This window comes from Cytobacillus oceanisediminis (assembly GCF_003182355.1).
Taxonomy (GTDB): Bacteria; Bacillota; Bacilli; order Bacillales; family Cytobacillaceae; genus Cytobacillus; species Cytobacillus oceanisediminis_A.
In genome coordinates, this window is the sequence record NZ_QGTW01000005.1 from 227,012 (window position 1) to 247,000 (window position 19,989).

The window sequence follows — 19,989 nt, forward strand, 5'->3', positions numbered from 1 at the left end:
ATATATTTTTCCGCACACAAAGCTGATAATTGACGCCTAGCCGCGGAACTCTTCCAGTTATTCCCACAGGGGTCTAACCCATTCCCAAACATAGCGGCAAAAAGACCAACAGGCCCTCCGCCGATAATGATGACATCGATAGAATTAGGGTGATTTCACATTCCTGACCTCCTTTGTATTGTTCTATACACTTTTTAATGCAAGTACTATGCCAACAGTATTAAATCCATATAAACTTAATAAAAGATTTAAAATTTACTGAAAAAATACAAGTATTGAGTTAAAATCTACTCAATAGCAAGGCTTTTTTAGTCAAAAATGACTCAAGGATACATAGGAGGTGCTATGAATGAAAATGCCAAATACCACAGGAAATGTAGAAATGACACTGGAAACTTTATTAAAAATTCTCGATTATTCCTCTGATGAAATCTTTGTTCTAGATGGAGAAATGCGGATTTTATATGTAAATAAGGTATGTGAGAGGCATTATGGACTTAAGCCAAGGGATATCATTGGTAAATACAATGTGGAGCTTTTTGAAAAAGGCTACTGGAAACCTTCTATTGTACCTGAGGTATATCGGCGGAAAGAGCCGTGTTACATGAGACAGCAGACATATATCGGGGCAGAGCTGATGACTACCGCCATCCCGATCTTAAATAACAAAAACGAAATTGAACTGGTTGTCATCACTTCTACGGAAATACAAAAAATGAAAATGATGAATGCGAGAGAGGATAAAACCGAGTCAAAAACAACTCAGCACGATGATGATGAGGAAATAACCATTGTGACCAACAGCGGGGAGATTAAAGGAATATTGGAGTTTTGCAAAAAAGTAGCGCCAACAGATTCAAATATTCTTATTCTGGGAGAATCCGGGACCGGAAAAGGTGCCTTCTCTCAATATATTCATAAAGTCAGCAATCGAAATAAAGGATCCTTTCTTGCCATCAATTGTGCTGCCATCCCGGAAGAGTTATTGGAGTCAGAACTATTTGGCTACTCAAAAGGCGCCTTCACAGGGGCAAATAAGTTAGGAAAACAAGGATTAATAGAAGCAGCGGACGGCGGTACCATTTTCCTGGACGAAATCGGCGAAATGCCCCTTTCCGTGCAGGCTAAGCTTCTCCAGCTTATTCAGGAAAAACAGTTTATCCCTGTAGGAAGCAGCGAAATGAAGAAAGTCGACGTCCGCATCATTGCCGCTACCAATCAAAACCTGCAGGCTATGATTGAAAACAAATCATTTAGAGAGGACTTGTTTTACCGCTTAAATGTCATTGACATTCACCTGCCGCCCTTAAGGGAAAGAAGAGAAGACATCATTCCGCTCACCTACAACTTTCTGAATAAATTCAACCAAAAATATAACGACAATAAAGTCATTTCTGAAGAATGCTTAAATGTCCTTACTCACTATTCCTGGCCGGGAAATGTGCGCCAGCTCGAAAACTTAATCGAACGGTTAGTCATTATTAGCAATTCTATCATTCAAGTATCGGACCTCCCTGACATGATTAAAGAGAATGTCGATCAAGCTTCATACCCGTCTACATCTTCTACACTGGATCAAGCTATCGACGAGACCAAACGATTGATGGTCAAGCAATCATATGAAACTCACAAATCTTCCAGAAAGGTAGCAAGTGATCTCGGAATCAGCCAAACCAAGGCAAGCAGATTAATTAAGCAGTATTGCCATGAACACTAATTAGGGTAACTAAAAGCCTGTCCCTATACAGATAGCCCGGTAGGGACAAAGGGACAGGTTCCATGTCCCGGGCGGATTATTGGGACAGTATACCTGTCCCCTCGTCCCTCGGGATGCGCCCGATCATTGAATAACTGAGCAGCTTCAGGTCGATATCACTTTTTAGGCTTTAGAATCGTTCTTTGTAAGGGAACGCCTCCCATAAGCACAATAATAAAAAAAGGTGCCGCCCTCTTAATCTTTAACAAATCAACTAAGGGGAAGACATCTTTATCAAGAATTGCATTTAATATAAACAAGGCAACGTCCCAACCACAGTTGAAACGTTGCCTTGTTTAATGGATATCGTTTAACCAGCTTCCTTAATATCCTCTTTGCTTTGTTTATCGACATTTAACTTCCGATCCATTCTAATCTGACCGAGTCCGAGCTCTTTTGCTTCCTTTTTTAATGATTTAAGTAAGCTGACTACCATTAACACCAAAATGACTGAAAATGGAAGAGCTGCGATGATCATGGTGTTTTGAAGAGCCTGCAGGCCCCCAGAATAAAGGAGAGCAATCGCAATAATTGAAAGAAGGGCTCCCCAAGTTACTTTTATAGGTGTACTTGGATTTTGCGATCCATTCGTTGTCATCATCCCTAGAACAAACGTACCAGAATCAGCTGATGTCACAAAGAACGTAACAATGATCAAAATGGCTAACAGAGATATTGCCATGCTGAGCGGAAACCCTTCTAACACGCCAAAAAGAGATTCCTCGGGAGATAATGACGAAATCGAAAGCAGCCCTGTAGATTCAGTGAAAATGGCTGTCCCCCCAAAAGTTGTAAACCAAAGGAATCCTATTAGTGACGGAACGAGAAGGACACCTACAACAAACTCACGAATTGTTCGGCCCTTTGAGACTCTGGCAATAAACACACCAACAAATGGAGACCAGGCAATCCACCATGCCCAATAAAAAATCGTCCATCCATTAATCCAGCTGCGTCCCTCTTCATTCAGGGGTGCTATCCTAAAACTCATGTCAATGAAGTTTTGCATATAAGTCCCGATCGTATCAGTGAATAAATTAAGGATAAAAAGTGTCGGTCCAAAACTAAAGACAACCAAGAAAAGGACAGCCGCAAGCCCCATATTCAAATTGCTTAGCACTTTAATTCCCTTACTTAGACCTGTTAAAGCCGAAATCATAAATAAGACTGTCACAATGAGGATAATAATGGTTTGGTTTGTTATCGTACTAGGTACATCAAAAAGGTAGGACAGTCCCCCGTTGATTTGCATGGCACCAAATCCCAAAGAGGTAGAGACCCCTAAAACCGTAGCAATGACCGCAATGACATCAATTGCCTTCCCGACTGCCCCATCCGCATGTTTTCCAATCAGCGGTCGTAAGGTTCGGCTTATTAAACTCAGCTCCCCTTTTCTGAAAGTAAAATAAGCCAGAGCCATCGCAATCGAACCATAGATAGCCCATGCATGGACCCCATAATGGAAGAAGGTAAATCTCATTGCATCCTTAATTCCCTGATCAGTACCCTCTTGGCCTGTAGGAGAACTTATCATGTAATGGCTAATGGGTTCAAATGTTCCATAGAAAATTAACCCAATCCCGATACCTGCACTAAAAAGCATCGCAAGCCAAGTTGGACGGGAAAACTCAGGCTTATCCTCCTGCTTCCCGAGCTTTATCCGGCCAACTGGACTTACTAATAAATAAAAGCAGACGAACACAAATAGCGAAACAATCACTAGGTAATACCACCCAAACGAATCCGTAATCACGCCTTGTGTACTGCTCGTGACCTTTTCTAACGACGCTGGCATTGTAATTCCCATAAGAACAAGACCAGCCATTATTGCTAATGATACATAAAAAACAGTTGAAGCATTTTTCATATTTAGTTTTAACTCCCATCTTTGATATATTCGCAGTGGGTTACTTCGAATGGTGAACAAATAAAAACGCAAAACAAACAAAAATATTTTTTGTGAAGTATTACGAAACGCACCCTTAAAAAATTTGCGAAAATTCATTTATTATTATCTTCGTCATTCTTACTAACATAAAATCACCATTGTCCATCTTTTGGGTATTGGAAAAATAGATAGATAGATAAATACGGCAGAGGTATTTTGGTTGTGAATTATTTTACAGGCTTGCTGGGGAATATTTAAATTTTAACAAAATGCGCTAAACCAATCACATACAAAAAAGAGGCTTATTTGGGATTCTAGACTTTCATTCCCTGCTCAGAAAGATTCTATAGGACATAATCTTAATATAACTCCCGAATCCTCTAATAGAGTCCATATTTCAAGAGAGAACAGTTTTCAGCGGTTTAAAATCCTGATCTCACACGGCTTAAAACCCTCCTGTCTCCTTCAAGACTTTCAAAAGTGAGTTTATTGGGAGCACTATAAATAATGTTTAAAGTATTTTTTGCAGATAAGGAAATAATGGATATCGGAATTTCGCTATCATTTCCAACTGCCGCTTTTTAACTTTAATTAAGAAAAGCCCGCTTTTATGAAAAAATTGGGCTCTTCTTTTCTTATCATTATTTAACAATATACACGGCACCTTACCTTTAATGATGGCCAGTTATTGGGTGAGGAAACTTATGGGTCTTCCAGGATTTTTTTACATTCCTCTTTCTTACAGTGTCTATGCTGTATGAATGCACGTGTGAAAGATGGGCCTCTTTCTGATTGAGTATTCCCGCTCATCCAAATTTCAAACTCCATGAATGTACCCCCGATTTTGTCGATATTGTTGAGGTTCAGATTGAATGCAGGCAATGGAGTAATTATTGAGTTACAGGCAATAAACTATACAGGATTGTGACACAGCATCTTGTTTCCGTCAGACTGTCAGCATTGAATCATTTGCTAATTCCCGATGCAATACTTCTCCCATACGCTTCATCCCTTCAATGATTTTCTCTTTAGGCATATTAGAGTAATTTAAACGCAATGTATTTGTTTGTGTGCCATTTGGGAAAAAGGAAGCACCAGGTACACAAGCAACATTGTTTTTCAGGCACTCTGTAAATATATGTGCTGAATCAATGCCCTCTGGAAGCTCAACCCAAATAAATAATCCGCCTTCCGGCTTACTGTAAGATATACTATTGGGGAAAAATTCTTCAATGCAAGATAACATAGCTGTGCATCTTTCTTTATAAACAGCTTTAATTTTATGAATGTGCTCTTCGATATCGTAAAGCTCCATATACTTTGCCGTAATTCTTTGAGCAAAACTATCAGTGTGCAAGTCAGCTGTTTGCTTGAAAGCAACATACTTATCAATGAAAAATGGGTCTGCACAAATCCATCCAAGCCGAAGACCGGGAGTGAAAATCTTCGAGAAAGTGCTTAAATAAATGACTCTGCCTTCTGTGTCAAAATGTTTTACTGGAGGGAGTTCCTTTCCAGCAAATCTTACAGCACCGTAGGGATTATCCTCAACAATCAGCACATCATATTGATTAGCAAGCTCAATCATTCTTTTTCGCCTTCCGAGTTTTAAGGTCCGGCCAGTAGGGTTTTGGAAATCAGGAATCGTATAAATAAATTTTGCATTGGGATGCTCCTGCAACCTTTTCTCCAGCTCTTCCATCAGCATTCCATCATCATCCATTGCCACTTCAATAAATTGGGCCTTATATGACTTGAATACATTAATGGCAGCTAGATAAGTCGGACTTTCGCAAATAATAGTATCTCCCTCATTGATAAATAATCTTCCAGTAAGGTCGATTGCCTGCTGGGATCCTGATGTAATAAGAACATTTTCAAGGCTAGAGTCAATCCCAGCCATTTTCATTCTCTGACAAATAGCATCTCTCAAAGGAATATATCCTTCAGTCGTACTATATTGAAGGGCAGCCGCACCTTCTTCGTTCAATACAGCACTGCAAGCATCCTTTAAAGGGTCTACAGGAAACAGCTCTGGAGCTGGCAGTCCTCCCGCAAAAGAGATTACTTCTGGTCTTTCTGTTACTTTTAATATTTCACGTGTCTCAGAAGATGTTACAAATCGAGCTCTCTCAGCAAATTTATGTTCCATTTATAAACATTCCTTTTATATTTTTTGGAGTTGATTATCATACTGAAAATTCAGTCACTTATACTTATACTTTTCTCTTTTTGATGGATACCTGCCCAAAAAACAATGGGAATCAACAGTATTGAAAGAATAGCACCAGAAATTGAAAGGGCTGCATAGCTGGAATATGCTACAACTATTCCAGACACACCTCCTCCTAATGCTCCTGATAAAGCAATCCATACATCGATAGAACCCTGCGTCTTAGCCCGAGTAGAAGCGTGAGTTGAATCTACAAGAATGGCCGTTCCGCTAATTAAGCCAAAATTCCAGCCAAGCCCGAGTAAAACAAGGGCTAAATTGAGTGCGGCCATTGAATCAGCAGGTCCCGCTGCAGCCAGAATGCCAGAAGCAAGCAGCGTAATAGCAGAAGCAATAGCCATAGGAGCACGGCCAATTTTATCAACAAGGAAACCAGTAAGTAACGAAGGCAAAAACATCGCACCTATATGAAATCCAATGACAAGCCCAACTTCATTCAAAGCATGGCCATGGTGTCCCATATGAATGGGTGTCATCGTCATAATGGCCATCATCACAAATTGAGTTAAAACCATTACGGCAGCTCCTGCAAAAATGCCTCGCCTGTTTATCGATAACAAATTAGAATTTTTCTCTAAATGATTAGTTTTACTTTGTGCATCTGATATTGCTTTTGCCACAATAAATGGATCAGGACGAAGGAAAATAAATAGGACCAATCCAGCAAGTATATACGCTGCAGCCGCTAATATAAAGGGACCTGCTAAAGCAGGAACTCCTATGGATATAGCAAAATCCCCCATTACATCCACCAGGTTTGGCCCGGCAACAGCTCCGAATGTGGTGGAGACCATGGCCATGCTAATAGCCTTTGCCCTTTGTGCCGGGTTTGCCATGTCAGTTCCAGCGTAGCGTGCTTGTAAGTTTGTAGCCGTTCCAGCCCCGTAGATGAGCAGTGAAATAAATAATAGCAGCATGCTGTTTGTTAATGATGAAACCACTACTCCAATGGCACCTATGCCTCCAGCCAAAAATCCTGCGGCAAGACCAGGACGGCGGCCAAACCGCTGAGAAAGCCGTCCTACCAGCAGCGCAGCCCCTGCTGACCCTAAAGTAAATAACGCCGTTGGAATTCCCGTTACACTATCTGTCCCCATCATGTTTTGCGCCAGAAGTGCCCCTACTGTTATCCCGGCTGCAAGTCCTGCTCCACCAAAAATCTGGGATATGACAATGACAATTAATGTTCTTTTGTATAGTTGCTGCTGTTTTTCTGAAGAATTTATGCAGCTCTGCAGCCAAGCAGATTGGGGTGCTAAAACTTTTTCACTATTTTTAACCGGCAAAATCTAACCTTCCTTATTTTCATAATATTCCAACTAGATTTAAATCATCTTAACACGTGCAAAAAAGCCATACAATATTATAATTGTATGGCAAACAATATTAGATAAGACTGTCTAACAGTCGTTTAAGGATAATCAATCCTCTCTCAAGCTCTTCAAGCGTTTCCGGGGCACAAACAGAAACTCTTACTGCCCTCTCCGGACAACTGTTTCCTACTACAAACCGTTCTGCTGCAAATACCTGAACTCCTTGCTGTTTAGCTAACGCTTCAAATTCAGCCCCTGTAATCTTGCCTGGCAATAGCAGCCAGCGAAAGATTCCTGTTTCAGCACCTAAGCACGTAAAGTCTGCCAGGTACCTGTTTACAAGTTGATTTCTGCGAATCGTCTGATCCTGATGGCCCTCAATCAAGGCTTCAAATTGATTTGATACAATTGTACGTGCTGCCAGTTCTGCCAATAATGGCGAAACGGAAACATTCAAATTATAAAGTGCCCTTGAAATTGGCTCCTTGAATTGACTCGGCACTGCAGCATAGGCCAGCCGCAGACCCGGTGCAAATGATTTAGATAAACTTGCAATATAGATAACCTGTTCTGGTGCAAATGATGCGACTGCCGGCAGTGGTTTTTTATTGAGAAGATGGTACGATGCATCTTCAATAATGAACTGATTATACTTTTTGGCAATGGCTGCAATCATTTTTCTATTCTCTACTGACATAAAGGAAGCTGTCGGATTATGATAATCTGGGATCAAGTAAATGCCTTTAATATTTTCATTTTTACACGCATATTCAAAAGACGCTGGGCTCATTTCATCGTTCTCTGATTTTATTGGAACTATTTGCACACTAAGCATCGCTGCAGCAGTTTTTAAGCCAGGGTACGTATGCTGGTCAACACCAATGCGTTCTCCAGGCTTACAAAGACTTGCCAGTGCAGCAGCAATCGCATTTTGACCCCCATTTGCAAATAAAATGTGATCAACGGTTGTTTCTAACCCGCCTCTGCTGATAAGCTTTACCGCTGCATCCTTTTGCCAATGGCTTTCTCCTCCCCGGCCATAACCGAACCATTTTTCATAATCTGTCTCCTGCAGCATACTTTTCAGCTGGAGCATCAGCGGCTCGAAAGAAGCATTATCCGGAAGAGTCGCTCCCATTTCAATTAAATGCTTCGGCTTTGTATCTTCAAGTAAATAAGCATTCGATAGAGCATCATAGGACACAAATGTGCCGCTTCCAACCGTTGCACTTAATAAGCCCTTTAGTTCACACACTTTAAATGCTTTTGAAATGGTGCTCACATTTAAATCTAAATAATCGGCCAATTCCCGCTGTGGAGGAAGTTTCGTTCCAGGCAATAACACTCCGTTTAAAATATCCTGTTCCAATTGCCCTGCCAGTGCTTGATAAATGGGCTTTTCTGTTTTATCAATGGATGGCTTCCAGGTCATAGGATAGTTTTCAAAAGAATTAATCGGCATGATACGCATCCTTTTTCATACAATTTTTTTAATAACGCTGCATCCTTAATTATAACCCTTGGTCCCTTTTTTTGTACTGCCCCGTTTGTTCAAAAAAAAGCCACCTTGTTCGGCAGCTAATCTTAATAAGCATCATTTTAAGATAATATCACACCCTCAATACTAATTTCTCATTCTGATTCATGCAAAGGAAGGACGCCGTATGGACATTCTATTATTATCTTGCTTTTCATACTTATCAATCGTTACTTCACAAATGATTGTATCACCTGTAAAAAAGGCCGCAAAAATTCAAAAGTCATCTACGAGCCAACACGTTATAATCTCAGCCTACTTTGGTTGTCAGAGTGGCGATTAATAACCCGTGAACCACAAGTCTTCTCTGTTCATATTGGGTTTTATGATGAATTCCTTCATCATCTGAAATTGGATTGCCCTTATTACAAAAATCTATAAAATCTTCCATGTCTATTTTTTATATTACCTATCTTTGTATGATTCTAAAAAAGCCGGGATAAAAATAGATGTCCCAAAAGCCAGGCTTTCAGGACATCTTTGGACAATTTACATTGTGCTGATATCAATCACAAATCGATACTTCACATCTGAAGCTAATACGCAGCCGTAAGCTTCGTCAATTTGATCAGCTGAAATGACTTCAATTTTAGGAACGATGTTATGTTTTGCACAGAAATCCAGCATTTCCTGAGTCTCACGGATGCCTCCAATCATTGAACCAGCAAAGGAACGGCGATGTCCGATGAGAGAGAACACATTTACTGACAATGGTTCTGCAGGAGCACCAACGTTAACCAATATTCCGTCAAGAGTGAGCAGTGAGAAGTAAGCATCCATGTCGATTTTTGCACTTACCGTGTTAATAATTAAGTCAAAAGTTCCGGCTAGTTCCTTGAAAGTTTCCGGATCACTTGTAGCATAGTAGTGGTCTGCGCCGAATTGCAGGCCATCTTCCTTTTTATTCAATGTTTGGGAAAGAACAGTCACTTCTGCACCCATGGCATGTGCAATTTTGACAGCCATGTGACCAAGGCCGCCCATACCAACAACTGCTACTTTCTTTCCTGGACCAGCTTCCCAATGGTTTAGCGGCGAATAGGTAGTAATCCCTGCACAAAGTAAAGGTGCTGCAGCATCCAGCTCAATGCTATCAGGTATTCTGACGACGAAGTCCTCTGTTACAACAATGTGGGTAGAATAGCCGCCTTGAGTAGGCTCGCCGTATTTGTCCACACCAGCATAGGTAGGGACATTTCCTTTTAGGCAGTATTGTTCTTCTCCATTACGGCAGTTATCACATTCGCCGCAGGAGTCAACCATACATCCGACCCCTACCCGGTCACCTATCTTGTACTTTGTGACCTCAGCTCCTACTTCCGTGACAATTCCTGCAATCTCGTGCCCAGGTACGAGCGGATAGTTCACAGGTCCCCACTCCCCGTGAGCAGTATGAATGTCAGAGTGGCATATGCCAGCATATTTAATTTCAATCAGAACATCATGCAAATCCAGATCGCGCCTTTTAATTTCAGCCGCTTTAAACGGCTTGTCCGGACCGTCAACAGCCCGTGCCTTAGCAGTTATCATGAATAAAACCTCCCGTGTTTTTTCAGGAGAATGATAGATTTAAATGAGGAACTCAGGTTAAGCCCATTCATTTTTCTCCTGCAAAACCATGTTAAGCCTTACAGTTAACTCTAGGTCAAGCGATAAATTTATTTTTTTCCTACCCCATAAGATGACTTTGACATTTACAAAATACCATGATAATCTCCCCCCCATACCCTATAGTTAACTCGAAGTCTATATCTATAAGAAAAGGAGATAAATAATGAAGACATATTCAATCAGCGAAGTGGCAAAAGAATTGAATCTGACAGTATATACCCTTCGTTACTACGACAAGGAGGGATTAATGCCTTTTGTAGAACGGACCCCCACCGGTAACCGATTGTTTAAAGAATCCGATATCAGCGCTTTAAAAATAATTGAATGTCTGAAAGCCACAGGGATGCCTATTAAGGAAATAAAAAATTTCATTGATTGGTGTTCTGATGGGGATGCCACCCTGCAGAAAAGATATGACATGTTTCTGGAACGAAAAGCAAACGTAGAAGCTCAAATGGAAGAACTAAGAAAAACAATGGAAGTCATCGAGCATAAATGCTTATACTACAAGACTGCATTGGATGCCGGAACGGAAGATATCCATAAAAAAGATAAAATAGAGATTAATAATTAATAGAAAGCCACCTGTATGTCTGTTCTCAAATACAGATTTAGCTGCCTGTGAAATTCAGACCCTCAGCGAGCCACGGAAACCCCTTGCTGCATAGTAGGAATCTGCTCCATTATGGTACACAAAGACAGTGTCGTAGCGGCGATCACAAAAGATAGCCCCGCCAAGTTTTCTAATATTAGCAGGTGTTTGCACCCAGCTCGACGTTTTCATATCGACACTTTCAAGTTTCTGCAGCTCCCGGTATTGTTCTTCCGTTAGAAGTTTAATGCCCATGGCATCTGCTATATCAATAGCGCTATTTTCTGGTTTGTGTTTTTTCCTCGACTCCAGCGCTTCACGGTCATAACAAACACTTCTGCGGCCTTTAGGACTTTCCGCTGAGCAATCATAAAAAATGTATTCGCCCGTCTCTTCATCATGGCCAACAACATCCGGTTCACCGCCGGTTCCTTCCATTTCATTGAGCGACCACAGTTTTTCAGTATTAGCATCGAGCTTAGCTTGCACATTAGCCCATTTGAGACCTTTATATCGGTTCATGTTTTTCTCAAAACGGGCTTTCAAAGTTCTGAGTAGTTCTTCACGTTGTTCAGGTGACAACTCCGTATTTCTCTTTGTCATAATTAGTTCCTCCTTGTTTTTACTCATTGTATAAGGACAAAACTGCTGATCTAATCTCTCCGCTATCAATTCACCACTAATGTATTTTGATTTAATCTCACTAGCTATTAAGTTAATGCAAGGAAATTTTTGTTTTAAAATCATATAAAGACCCAATATGGTCTTCTTCATAGTGAGTGATAATAATATTCTTTAAATTCTTCATTATATATCCATTTTTAATTCCCTTTTCAATTAGGGGTAAAAAGTTTGCATACCAATTATCTACCAACACTAAAACATTTTTAGCAATAATTAGACTAGGATAAATTTGGTTTTTTTGTCCATTAATAAGTGCTCTTCTTTCTATATCAAACCTTTTCATAATTATAGCTAAGTTTAAAAAAAGATTTGGGTACCGGCAATAGGATTTAGGAGGTAAACCCAAGCCAAAGAGGTTGCAATTCCTGAGAAAACAGAATAAGTTCATTTAAAACCTCCCTACACATGAAAACACTATCCTTTCCATGATATTACAGAAAGAATAGCGTTTTTATGTTAATGGGGTAATGATTTGTTCATCGCTTGATGGACATGTGATAGGACCCTCTTTAGAAATTGAATTTTCCCACCAGTTATTACTGGGCTTTCTGCAGGGGAACCGACTTGGCTTGTCCTTTTGCTTCTTTTCTCTCCCTGGACAATGATTTATAGAGCGATATGCTAATAATGCCCAATATGATCGTAAAAGGAAGAGCGGAGACCAAGGAAGCGGTTTGCAGCCCTTTTAATCCGCTGCTGGCAATTAACACGGCAGTGATCCCAGCCATTAATACTCCCCAGATCACTTTTACCCTGTTGGATGGATTCAAGTCCCCATCCGATGTCATCATGCCCAGAACGAAAACAGCTGAATCTGCCGAGGTAACAAGGAATATGACGATCAGGACTAGCATGATCACTGATAACAATGTGTATAACGGAAACTCCTTTAACAGAACGAAAATGGCAGTTGTCACATCTTGCGAAACAGCTTCGGATATGGCTGTACCCTGGAATAAATCCATGTATAATCCCGTTCCTCCGAAAATCGCCATCCATACAAACCCAATAGCTGGCGGGACAACCATTACACCTATTACAAACTCCCTGATTGTTCTCCCTTTTGAAATCCGGGCAACAAAGGAACCAACGAAAGGAGACCAGGCAATCACCCATGCCCAATAAAACACTGTCCAATCCTGAACCCACGCCTCACCTGTGTATGGAGTCAAATAGAAGCTCATTTCCACAAAATGCTGGATATAGTCGCCTATAGCAAGGACGAAGCTTTCAAATATGAATACGGTAGGGCCCCTGAACAGGAAGAACACCATTAAAGCAAGGACCATGATCATGTTTGTATTACTCAAAATCTTAATTCCTTTATCAATACCGGTTGTAGCTGATACTAGATAAAGAGCAAGCATGATACCAACAATGCCGATTTGCACCAAAGGGTTGTTTGGAACTGAAAAGACATAGTTCAAGCCGCCATTAATTTGCAGGACACCCATTCCCATCGATGTGGCAATTCCCGTTACCGTAGCAATGACAGCCAGTATATTAACTGCTGACTTCAGTTTTTTTCTTTTTTCAGGGTGATTTGCACTTAAGACTTCCCCCACAAGAACCCTCCGTTTATGACGGTATTGATAATAAGCAAGAGCCAGTCCGACAATGGCAAAGACGGACCATTGATGGATGCCCCAGTTAAAAAAGGAATACCGCATGGCTACCCGGGCAGCTTCTGCTGATTGGGGCTCAACCCCAGGAAGCGGCGGAGAAGAAAAGTGAGTCAGCGGTTCTGCTACACCCCAGAAGACAATTCCTACCCCAAAACCTGCGCTGAATAGCATACTGATCCAGGCAAATAAGGAATATTCGGCCTTTTCTCCATCCGGTCCGAGTTTCATGCTCCCATATTTACTAAAAGCAAGATATAAACAAAAGAAAACAAACACAGCCACACTGAGTAAATAAAGCCATCCAAATGATTTGCTTGTGAAGCTAAAAACTGTAGAGGCATTTTTGGCAAGACTATCAGGCGAAAAGGCTCCCCAAATGGTAAAAAGTCCAACGATTATGGCTGAGGTTTTAAAGACTGGATTGTTATATGAAGCGCGGTCCCGGTTTTTCTTCAAAATAAAACCCTCCTTATTGGTCTTTTTCTTTGATATGGCTCTATTAATGCTTTGATTAAGTATTTATGTGCCTGCTGTAAAACAGCTATGCAAGTTTGATTGAGCTAAGCTTTTTATAAAGCCTGTCTGCATTTCAAGGTTAATGAAGGTGGTTGAATGACATAAATTATGACTTCAGCTATCTAAAAAGGAAAGGAAGATCCTCCGGAGCAGCCGGATTGTTCTTCCTCACAATTCACTCAGGCAGCTTGGCGGCTGTCTGATCATATTTTGTTTAAAAAATTCCTAATAGTTAGATAATTTAAAGCAGACTACTTTTGGTTCTGTCATTTCCTGGATGGAGAATTTGATTCCTTCCCTGCCTAGCCCTGAATTTTTTACTCCCCCAAATGGCATCGCATCAATACGGTAGTCACTGCTATCATTGATCATTATTCCGCCTACCTCCATTTTGGCAATGGCTTGATGCGCTTTTTCAATATCTTTGGTAAAAATTCCAGCCTGCAAGCCATAATTTATGTCATTCGATTTACTGATTGCCTCATCAAGACAAGATACTTGATACAAAAGAACAACCGGACCAAAAATTTCTTCTTTAGCAACGGTACAATCTTCCGGGACATTTTCGAGAACAGTAGGTGAATAAAAAGCCCCGTTCCTTTTCCCGCCTGTTAATACGGCTGCTCCTTTTTCTTTCGCTTCATTGACCATTTTTTCAACCCGGATAGCTTCTTTTTCCGTAATAAGCGGCCCCATATCCGTCAGTTCTGATTGCTTATCCCCTACGCAATATTGATTCGTCCTGGAAACGAATGCCTGTTGAAATACTTCATAAACAGAATCCTGAATGTAAACTCTTTGCACGCCGAGGCAATTTTGTCCTGCTGCCCAAAATGCCCCGGAAACCGTTGATTCAACAGCCTCGTCCAGATCAGCATCCTCCAGCACAATGACAGGAGAATTGGACCCCAGCTCCATGCTGATCTTTTTCAATCCCGCTTTACGGATAATTTGTTCCCCGGCGTCCAGGCCGCCAGTAAAGGTAATCATTCGTACAGCACGATGCGTTACAAGTACATCCCCAATTTCGCTTCCATAACCGGTGATGACTGATAACACTTTAGGAGGCAATCCGGCATATTCAAATGCTTCAGCAATTAAAAGGGCGCTGAGAGGAGTCACTGTTGCCGGTTTTACGATAATGGCATTCCCGGAGGCAATGGCGGGACCCACCTTATGTGCTACAAGATTTAATGGATCGTTAAAGGGGGTAATGGCGCCAATAATTCCAATCGGGAAACGGCGGTAGTATCCCAGGCGGTTTTCACTCCCAGGCATCTGGTCAAACGGAATGGTTTCTCCATGAATCCTTCTTGCTTCTTCTGCACTGATCCGGAAGGTCTGAATGGCTCTTGCCACTTCCTTTGAAGCTTCCCGAATGGTTTTGCTTCCTTCCTTTGCAATCGTTTTTGCATACTTTTCTTTTTTGGCTTCAAGGTAGTCTGCAGCCCGATTAATAATAGCCATTCGCTGATGGATAGGCAAGGAAGCAGCAATCTTCGCCCCCTCTTTCGCTTCTTCAATACAATTAAGCATATCTTCCTTCGAAGCTGCTGGCACTGTATCAATGATGCTGTTATCCTGCGGATCACGAACTTCAATTAATCGTTCGCCTGTCGTCCATTTCCCTGCGAGAAACATTCTTTGTCCAGTTAGTTGAGTGGTCATGCGTATTACCGCCTTTCTGTTTTAGATTGAAACAAGCTGCCTTGCACGATGAATAGAAATTAAGTCAATCAAAAGGGAGAATCCTGTCTCTATTTTCCCTGCTCCTGCACCGCTTAATGTGACTGTGCCCAAAAGATCGCATTGATACGTAATGGCGTTGACTGCGCCCCTGACGGAAGCCAAAGAATCTTCAGCATCCAACTTTTCAGGTGCTATCGAGGCAATAACCTTGCCGTTTTCCTTTTTGGCTTTTGCAATGAGCTTCCAGCACTTCCCTTCCGCCTTTGCCTTTTCAATATCCTTTAAAGTGATCCCTGTAATGCCCGAGCATTCCACTTCCCCGACTGATAAAGGAGCTTTCATCACATAGTTGGAGAGAATGACAATTTTATATCTTGCATCATAGCCCTCTACATCGCTCGCAGGGTCCGCCTCTGCATAGCCGAGCCTTTGTGCCTCTTTAAGAGCCGCTTCATAAGAGACGCCTTCCTGTTCCATTTGGGTGAGAATATAATTGGTTGTCCCATTCAATATGCCGCGGATTTCTGTAATGTCATTACCGGCCAAGGTCGCAGCCGGCATCCGTAATGCCGGTGTACCGCTCATGACCGTACCCTCGAATCCCCAATGGGCTCCATGCTTTTGCGCCATTTCAGATAGCTCCTGGTAAGCGAGGGCCACTGGTCCCTTATTGGTCATCACCACATTTTTTCCTTTTTCAAATGCAGCTTTACAGTGGTCTATGGCAGGCTGGCCGGTTTTGACATCTGTATAGGAAACCTCAATAACCGTATCTGCATTGGTGTCCTTGATTGTTCTGATGCTGTCCCATCCCCTGATTAGCCCCGGTGTTTCCGGATAATTCTCCAGATTTCCTGTTTCTTGCAATACTCGCAAAGCTGTACCGATATCCAGGCCGCCCGGATGGTAGATTGACCCTTTCATTAAATCGGAAATGGCTACAACCTCAGCTTCAAATCCCTCGTTCTGTTTAAGCGCTTCTTTCTTATCACGCAAAATTTCTGCCAATCCCTGGCCAACAACCCCAAATCCTATAAACGCCAATTTATGTGCCAAGTATTTCCACCTCCAAATTTTGGTCTATTTGTAATTTCGTTTTCTTTTTTAAAAACATGACAGCCGTTTGTGCCAAGATAGCAGTTCCAATCGGCAAGCAGGCTTCATCCAAATCAAAAACCGGGGTATGGAGATCGCGCTGGACCCTGTCTGGAGGTGAACACCCAAGGAAAAACATGGATCCTGGAATTTTTTCAGTCACATAGCCGAAGTCCTCCCCTCCAAGGCCAAATGGTCCTCTGGTAATACCCATACCTGGATATGTCTTTTTAATGGCGTCCGTTATCCATTGATTGACGGCAGGATGGTTTTTTAAAGCTGGCTCCCCTCTTTGGATATTCAATGAAAAGCTTCCCCCCAGATGCTCCACGATAGAAAGCGCTTTCTTTATTTCTGATGCCAAAAAATCACGGACTTCCGGTGTATAGCTCCGAATCGTACCCTGAATAACTGCCTCAGTCGGAATGATGTTGCTTGCTGTGCCGGCATGGATTTGGCCAATGCTGATAACGGCAGCTTCCAGCGCTGAAACTCTCCTGGCTGTAATTCCATACAATGCCTGCATGACCGGGCCAAGCATCCAAATAGGATCGGTGCCAAGCTCCGGATAAGCCCCATGGCCGCCTGAGCCATGGATTCTCACTTCAAAAACATCCACATTAGCCATACTGTAGCCATCGCTGATTTGCACGTTCCCTACAGGAAGCCATGGACAGACATGGAGGGCAAGGGCAGCTTCAGCCTGGTCATAAGCCCCTGCACGGACCATGTACGGTGAACCGGAAAGTCCGTTTGCGTCGGTACTTTCCTCCGCTGGCTGGAAAATAAATTTAACCGTCCCTTTCAATTCGCCCTTTTTAAAATGGTCCGAGAGGAGGGAGGCAGCCCCGAGGAGAATAGAGGTGTGTGCATCATGGCCGCAAGCATGCATCACCCCTTCATTTTTGGACGAATAGCCTGTTCTATTTTCCTCCGTAATCGGTAAGGCATCCATATCAGCCCTTAGTGCAATGACTGGTCCATCCCCCGAGGTCAAAGTGCCTACTACTCCTGTTTCAAGCCCTACTCCTGTTTCTACCTCTATTCCATCTATTTCCTTTAACACATCTGCAACAAAACGGGAGGTCACGAACTCCTGAAAGCTAAGCTCGGGATGCTGATGAAAATGACGGCGCCATTCAACAAGACGGCCAGCCAAATTATTCGCTTGCTCAACGATAGGATGATTATTTGACATCATCTCTCACCTCGATCGGAACTAGTAATCTACTTTACCTGCAAAACACTTTCTGCATGGCTAAATGCCTGTTCAAAGTCTGCAATAATATCCTCTATTTCTTCAATTCCGCAGGAGACACGGATTAACCCTTCCGGAATGCCAACTGCTGCACGTTCCTCAGGCGTACATTCCACATGGCTTGTTGTTCGGGCGGGTCCTACTGTTGTTTCGACAGCTCCGAGGTTTGCAGCGCGGTTGGCGAATTGCAATTTCGGAAGCAAATCACGGACTGTATCTACTCCGCCTTTAACAGCAAAGCTGAGCATCCCGCCAAAATCCTTCATTTGTTTTTTGGCAATATGATGGTTTGGGTGTGTTTCAATCCCTGGATAATAGACAGATTCCACCATATCTTTTGTTTGAAGATATTTTGCAAGCGCCATTGCATTTTTACATTGCTGGCGGACACGAAGGTGAAGAGTTTTCATACCGCGGATCATCAGGTAAGCTGCCATCGGATCCATTGTGGCGCCATTGATTTCTCGATAGTGATAGATTTTTTCCACAAGTTCATGCGGACCGCAAACGACTCCTCCAAGTGCATCAGCATGCCCGCCGAGGAATTTTGTAGCACTGTGGATAACAAGATCCACACCCAGTGAAATGGGATTTTGATTCATTGGCGTTGCAAATGTATTGTCCACGATGACAATGGCCCCTGCATCGTGTCCGGCTTTTGCCATGCGCTCGATGTCGGTAATCTTGACGGTTGGATTCGTCGGTGTTTCGAGGTAAAGAATTTTGCACCCTTTTGCCACTTCCGCTTCTATTTGCTCGTGATTCCCTGTTTCGCAAAGAACCACCTCGATTTGCTGGCGAGGCAGAAATTCCGTAAAAATCTTGTTCGTCCCGCCATAAGTGTCCTTCATCGATACAATGCGATCCCCCGGCACCAAAAACGTCGATAATGTATTGCTGATTGCAGCCATGCCTGTTGAAAAGCTTGTCGCTGCTTCGGCGCCTTCCAGAATTTTCACTTTATCTTCAAATGCCTGTACGGTTGGATTCGTATTTCTTCCGTAAATATGTCCCTTTTTCTTCCCAATCGCTACATCATACCACTCATCCATATCATCATATCCATATGCCACACTGAGTACGACCGGCACCTGGGTGGCTCCATGCACCAAATAATCCTTTTCCCCAGCCCATACTGCTTTTGTACCTGCCTGAACATTTTCTTTTACCATACGATCACTCCTTCTCAGTTTTTTAATGCCAGTTTTTCGTTCTCAACCTTCAAGCCGATTTCCCGCTTGACCAATTCACTGTAAGCAAACAGGGCGATGACAGTATCCTGGACTCCTGTACCAGTTAAATCACAAACCGTAATCTCCTCGTCATTTACCCGCCCGCTTAGCCTTCCGGATGTTAATTGACCCAGTTCAATAATGGGCGATTCATTCGTTAATACTCCTTTGTCAAGTGCGTGATGCAATTCTCCAAGCCTGGCACACTGTGCTTTTGTATCGCATATAAGCTTATCCGCCCGGACAAGAACTTCTGCTTCAAGCTCCTGCTTATGTTCAGCATCTGATCCCATAGCCGTAATATGAAGTCCGGGGTGAAGCCATTCCGCTTTGATCACCGGCTCTTTTGCCGGAGTAGTCGTAATGACCGTATCACTGCTACGCACCAGCACTTCAGCACTCTCTGCCACTTGGACCTCAACCCCCAATTCGGCGGACATGTCTTCGGCATATTTTCTCGAGCGCTCCTCTGACCTGGAATAAACCAGGATTCTTTTAAAATTCCGTGCGAGTTTGAGAGCCCTTGCCTGGTACCTCGCCTGGCTTCCGGCTCCAATTACTCCGACTGTTTCAATGTTTTCACGGGAAAGATAGTTTGCAGCAATCGCTCCCGCTGCGGCTGTCCGTACCTCGGTCAAATAGCCGTTATCCAGCAGCATTGCCTGGGGGATGCCTGTTTGAGTACTGATCAAGAGCATAAGTCCATTTCCGCTTGAGAGTCCAAGCTTATAATTATTGAAGAATCCGGAAGATACTTTAATTGCAAACATGTCTTCCCCTTTTACATATGCGGTTTTGACATCCACCTCCCCATTTTGGTCGTGCAGATCCACACGCATAATCGGCGGCATGACAGCTTCATCCTCTGCAAGCTTCGTAAATCCGGCTTCCACAATAGCGATCGCTTCATTGTTCAACTGGACATACTGTTTAAGTTCTTGTTCTGTAAAAATTAGCATC

Annotated in this window: 15 protein-coding genes and 2 pseudogenes; 2 read left to right on the forward strand and 15 right to left on the reverse strand. The window is 42.5% G+C overall.

Annotated features, from left to right (window positions below; translation table 11 throughout):
• The first annotated feature begins 349 nt into the window (after window positions 1-349).
• Window positions 350-1,717 carry a sigma-54 interaction domain-containing protein gene (locus tag DFO73_RS11920; protein WP_110064999.1) on the forward strand — a complete coding sequence of 456 codons (1,368 nt, stop codon included), beginning with the start codon at window positions 350-352 and terminating at the stop codon, window positions 1,715-1,717.
• A 349-nt stretch (window positions 1,718-2,066) separates the two neighbouring features.
• Here the strand turns inward: DFO73_RS11920 and DFO73_RS11925 are convergent, their stop codons facing one another.
• From DFO73_RS11925 to DFO73_RS11950, 7 genes and pseudogenes are all read right to left on the reverse strand, one after another.
• Entirely contained in the window at window positions 2,067-3,623 is a 1,557-nt protein-coding gene (locus DFO73_RS11925; protein ID WP_110065000.1) for a glycine betaine uptake BCCT transporter, read from the reverse strand.
• A 723-nt stretch (window positions 3,624-4,346) separates the two neighbouring features.
• Window positions 4,347-4,472: a hypothetical protein gene (locus DFO73_RS29310; RefSeq protein ID WP_019379528.1), complete on the reverse strand. Its 126-nt coding sequence runs from the start codon at window positions 4,470-4,472 to the stop codon at window positions 4,347-4,349.
• A gap of 118 nt (window positions 4,473-4,590) precedes the next feature.
• Window positions 4,591-5,796, reverse strand: a complete 1,206-nt coding sequence (locus DFO73_RS11930; RefSeq protein WP_110065001.1) for an aminotransferase-like domain-containing protein — start codon at window positions 5,794-5,796, stop codon at window positions 4,591-4,593.
• A gap of 50 nt (window positions 5,797-5,846) precedes the next feature.
• On the reverse strand, window positions 5,847-7,163 hold the full coding sequence (locus tag DFO73_RS11935; protein WP_110065002.1) for an MFS transporter: 1,317 nt from the start codon (window positions 7,161-7,163) through the stop codon (window positions 5,847-5,849).
• 100 nt (window positions 7,164-7,263) lie between these two features.
• Entirely contained in the window at window positions 7,264-8,652 is a 1,389-nt protein-coding gene (locus tag DFO73_RS11940; RefSeq protein WP_142669524.1) for an aminotransferase-like domain-containing protein, read from the reverse strand.
• Between the two features lie 148 nt (window positions 8,653-8,800).
• Window positions 8,801-9,118: pseudogene (locus DFO73_RS29610) on the reverse strand (enoyl-CoA hydratase).
• A 98-nt stretch (window positions 9,119-9,216) separates the two neighbouring features.
• On the reverse strand, window positions 9,217-10,257 hold the full coding sequence (locus tag DFO73_RS11950; protein ID WP_110065004.1) for an NAD(P)-dependent alcohol dehydrogenase: 1,041 nt from the start codon (window positions 10,255-10,257) through the stop codon (window positions 9,217-9,219).
• A gap of 244 nt (window positions 10,258-10,501) precedes the next feature.
• Between DFO73_RS11950 and DFO73_RS11955 the strand changes: the two genes are divergently transcribed.
• Window positions 10,502-10,912, forward strand: coding sequence for a MerR family transcriptional regulator (locus tag DFO73_RS11955; RefSeq protein ID WP_110065005.1), 411 nt, complete (start codon window positions 10,502-10,504; stop codon window positions 10,910-10,912).
• Window positions 10,913-10,966: 54 nt separating this feature from the next.
• Here the strand turns inward: DFO73_RS11955 and DFO73_RS11960 are convergent, their stop codons facing one another.
• The 8 genes and pseudogenes from DFO73_RS11960 to DFO73_RS11995 form a co-directional block, all read right to left on the reverse strand.
• Complete coding sequence (locus tag DFO73_RS11960; RefSeq protein WP_110065061.1) at window positions 10,967-11,533, reverse strand: DUF4256 domain-containing protein; 567 nt, start codon at window positions 11,531-11,533, stop codon at window positions 10,967-10,969.
• A 45-nt stretch (window positions 11,534-11,578) separates the two neighbouring features.
• A pseudogene (locus DFO73_RS11965) lies at window positions 11,579-11,897 on the reverse strand (MBL fold metallo-hydrolase); the annotation flags it as partial.
• A 253-nt stretch (window positions 11,898-12,150) separates the two neighbouring features.
• On the reverse strand, window positions 12,151-13,695 hold the full coding sequence (locus DFO73_RS11970; protein WP_110065006.1) for a BCCT family transporter: 1,545 nt from the start codon (window positions 13,693-13,695) through the stop codon (window positions 12,151-12,153).
• Between the two features lie 285 nt (window positions 13,696-13,980).
• Window positions 13,981-15,423, reverse strand: a complete 1,443-nt coding sequence (locus DFO73_RS11975; protein ID WP_110065007.1) for an aldehyde dehydrogenase family protein — start codon at window positions 15,421-15,423, stop codon at window positions 13,981-13,983.
• Window positions 15,424-15,444: 21 nt separating this feature from the next.
• Complete coding sequence (locus tag DFO73_RS11980) at window positions 15,445-16,500, reverse strand: homoserine dehydrogenase (RefSeq protein ID WP_110065008.1); 1,056 nt, start codon at window positions 16,498-16,500, stop codon at window positions 15,445-15,447.
• A complete protein-coding gene (locus tag DFO73_RS11985; RefSeq protein WP_110065009.1) occupies window positions 16,490-17,737 on the reverse strand; it encodes a M20 metallopeptidase family protein in 1,248 nt (415 codons plus the stop codon). The genes DFO73_RS11980 and DFO73_RS11985 overlap by 11 nt, the downstream gene beginning before the upstream one ends.
• Before the next feature lie 29 nt (window positions 17,738-17,766).
• Window positions 17,767-18,969, reverse strand: a complete 1,203-nt coding sequence (locus DFO73_RS11990) for a cystathionine gamma-synthase family protein (RefSeq protein ID WP_110065010.1) — start codon at window positions 18,967-18,969, stop codon at window positions 17,767-17,769.
• Window positions 18,970-18,983: 14 nt separating this feature from the next.
• A complete protein-coding gene (locus DFO73_RS11995) occupies window positions 18,984-19,988 on the reverse strand; it encodes a cyclodeaminase (protein ID WP_110065011.1) in 1,005 nt (334 codons plus the stop codon).
• Between the last annotated feature and the right edge of the window lies 1 nt (window position 19,989).

Coding starts and splice junctions, on each gene's coding strand:
- DFO73_RS11960 (WP_110065061.1), bottom strand. CDS start 11,533: ATGACAAAGAGAAATACGGAGTTGTCACCTGAACAACGTGAAGAACTA.
- DFO73_RS11985 (WP_110065009.1), bottom strand. CDS start 17,737: ATGTCAAATAATCATCCTATCGTTGAGCAAGCGAATAATTTGGCTGGC.
- DFO73_RS29310 (WP_019379528.1), bottom strand. CDS start 4,472: ATGGAGTTTGAAATTTGGATGAGCGGGAATACTCAATCAGAAAGAGGC.
- DFO73_RS11940 (WP_142669524.1), bottom strand. CDS start 8,652: ATGCCGATTAATTCTTTTGAAAACTATCCTATGACCTGGAAGCCATCC.
- DFO73_RS11925 (WP_110065000.1), bottom strand. CDS start 3,623: ATGAAAAATGCTTCAACTGTTTTTTATGTATCATTAGCAATAATGGCT.
- DFO73_RS11930 (WP_110065001.1), bottom strand. CDS start 5,796: ATGGAACATAAATTTGCTGAGAGAGCTCGATTTGTAACATCTTCTGAG.
- DFO73_RS11990 (WP_110065010.1), bottom strand. CDS start 18,969: ATGGTAAAAGAAAATGTTCAGGCAGGTACAAAAGCAGTATGGGCTGGG.
- DFO73_RS11955 (WP_110065005.1), top strand. CDS start 10,502: ATGAAGACATATTCAATCAGCGAAGTGGCAAAAGAATTGAATCTGACA.
- DFO73_RS11950 (WP_110065004.1), bottom strand. CDS start 10,257: ATGATAACTGCTAAGGCACGGGCTGTTGACGGTCCGGACAAGCCGTTT.
- DFO73_RS11920 (WP_110064999.1), top strand. CDS start 350: ATGAAAATGCCAAATACCACAGGAAATGTAGAAATGACACTGGAAACT.
- DFO73_RS11975 (WP_110065007.1), bottom strand. CDS start 15,423: ATGACCACTCAACTAACTGGACAAAGAATGTTTCTCGCAGGGAAATGG.
- DFO73_RS11995 (WP_110065011.1), bottom strand. CDS start 19,988: ATGCTAATTTTTACAGAACAAGAACTTAAACAGTATGTCCAGTTGAAC.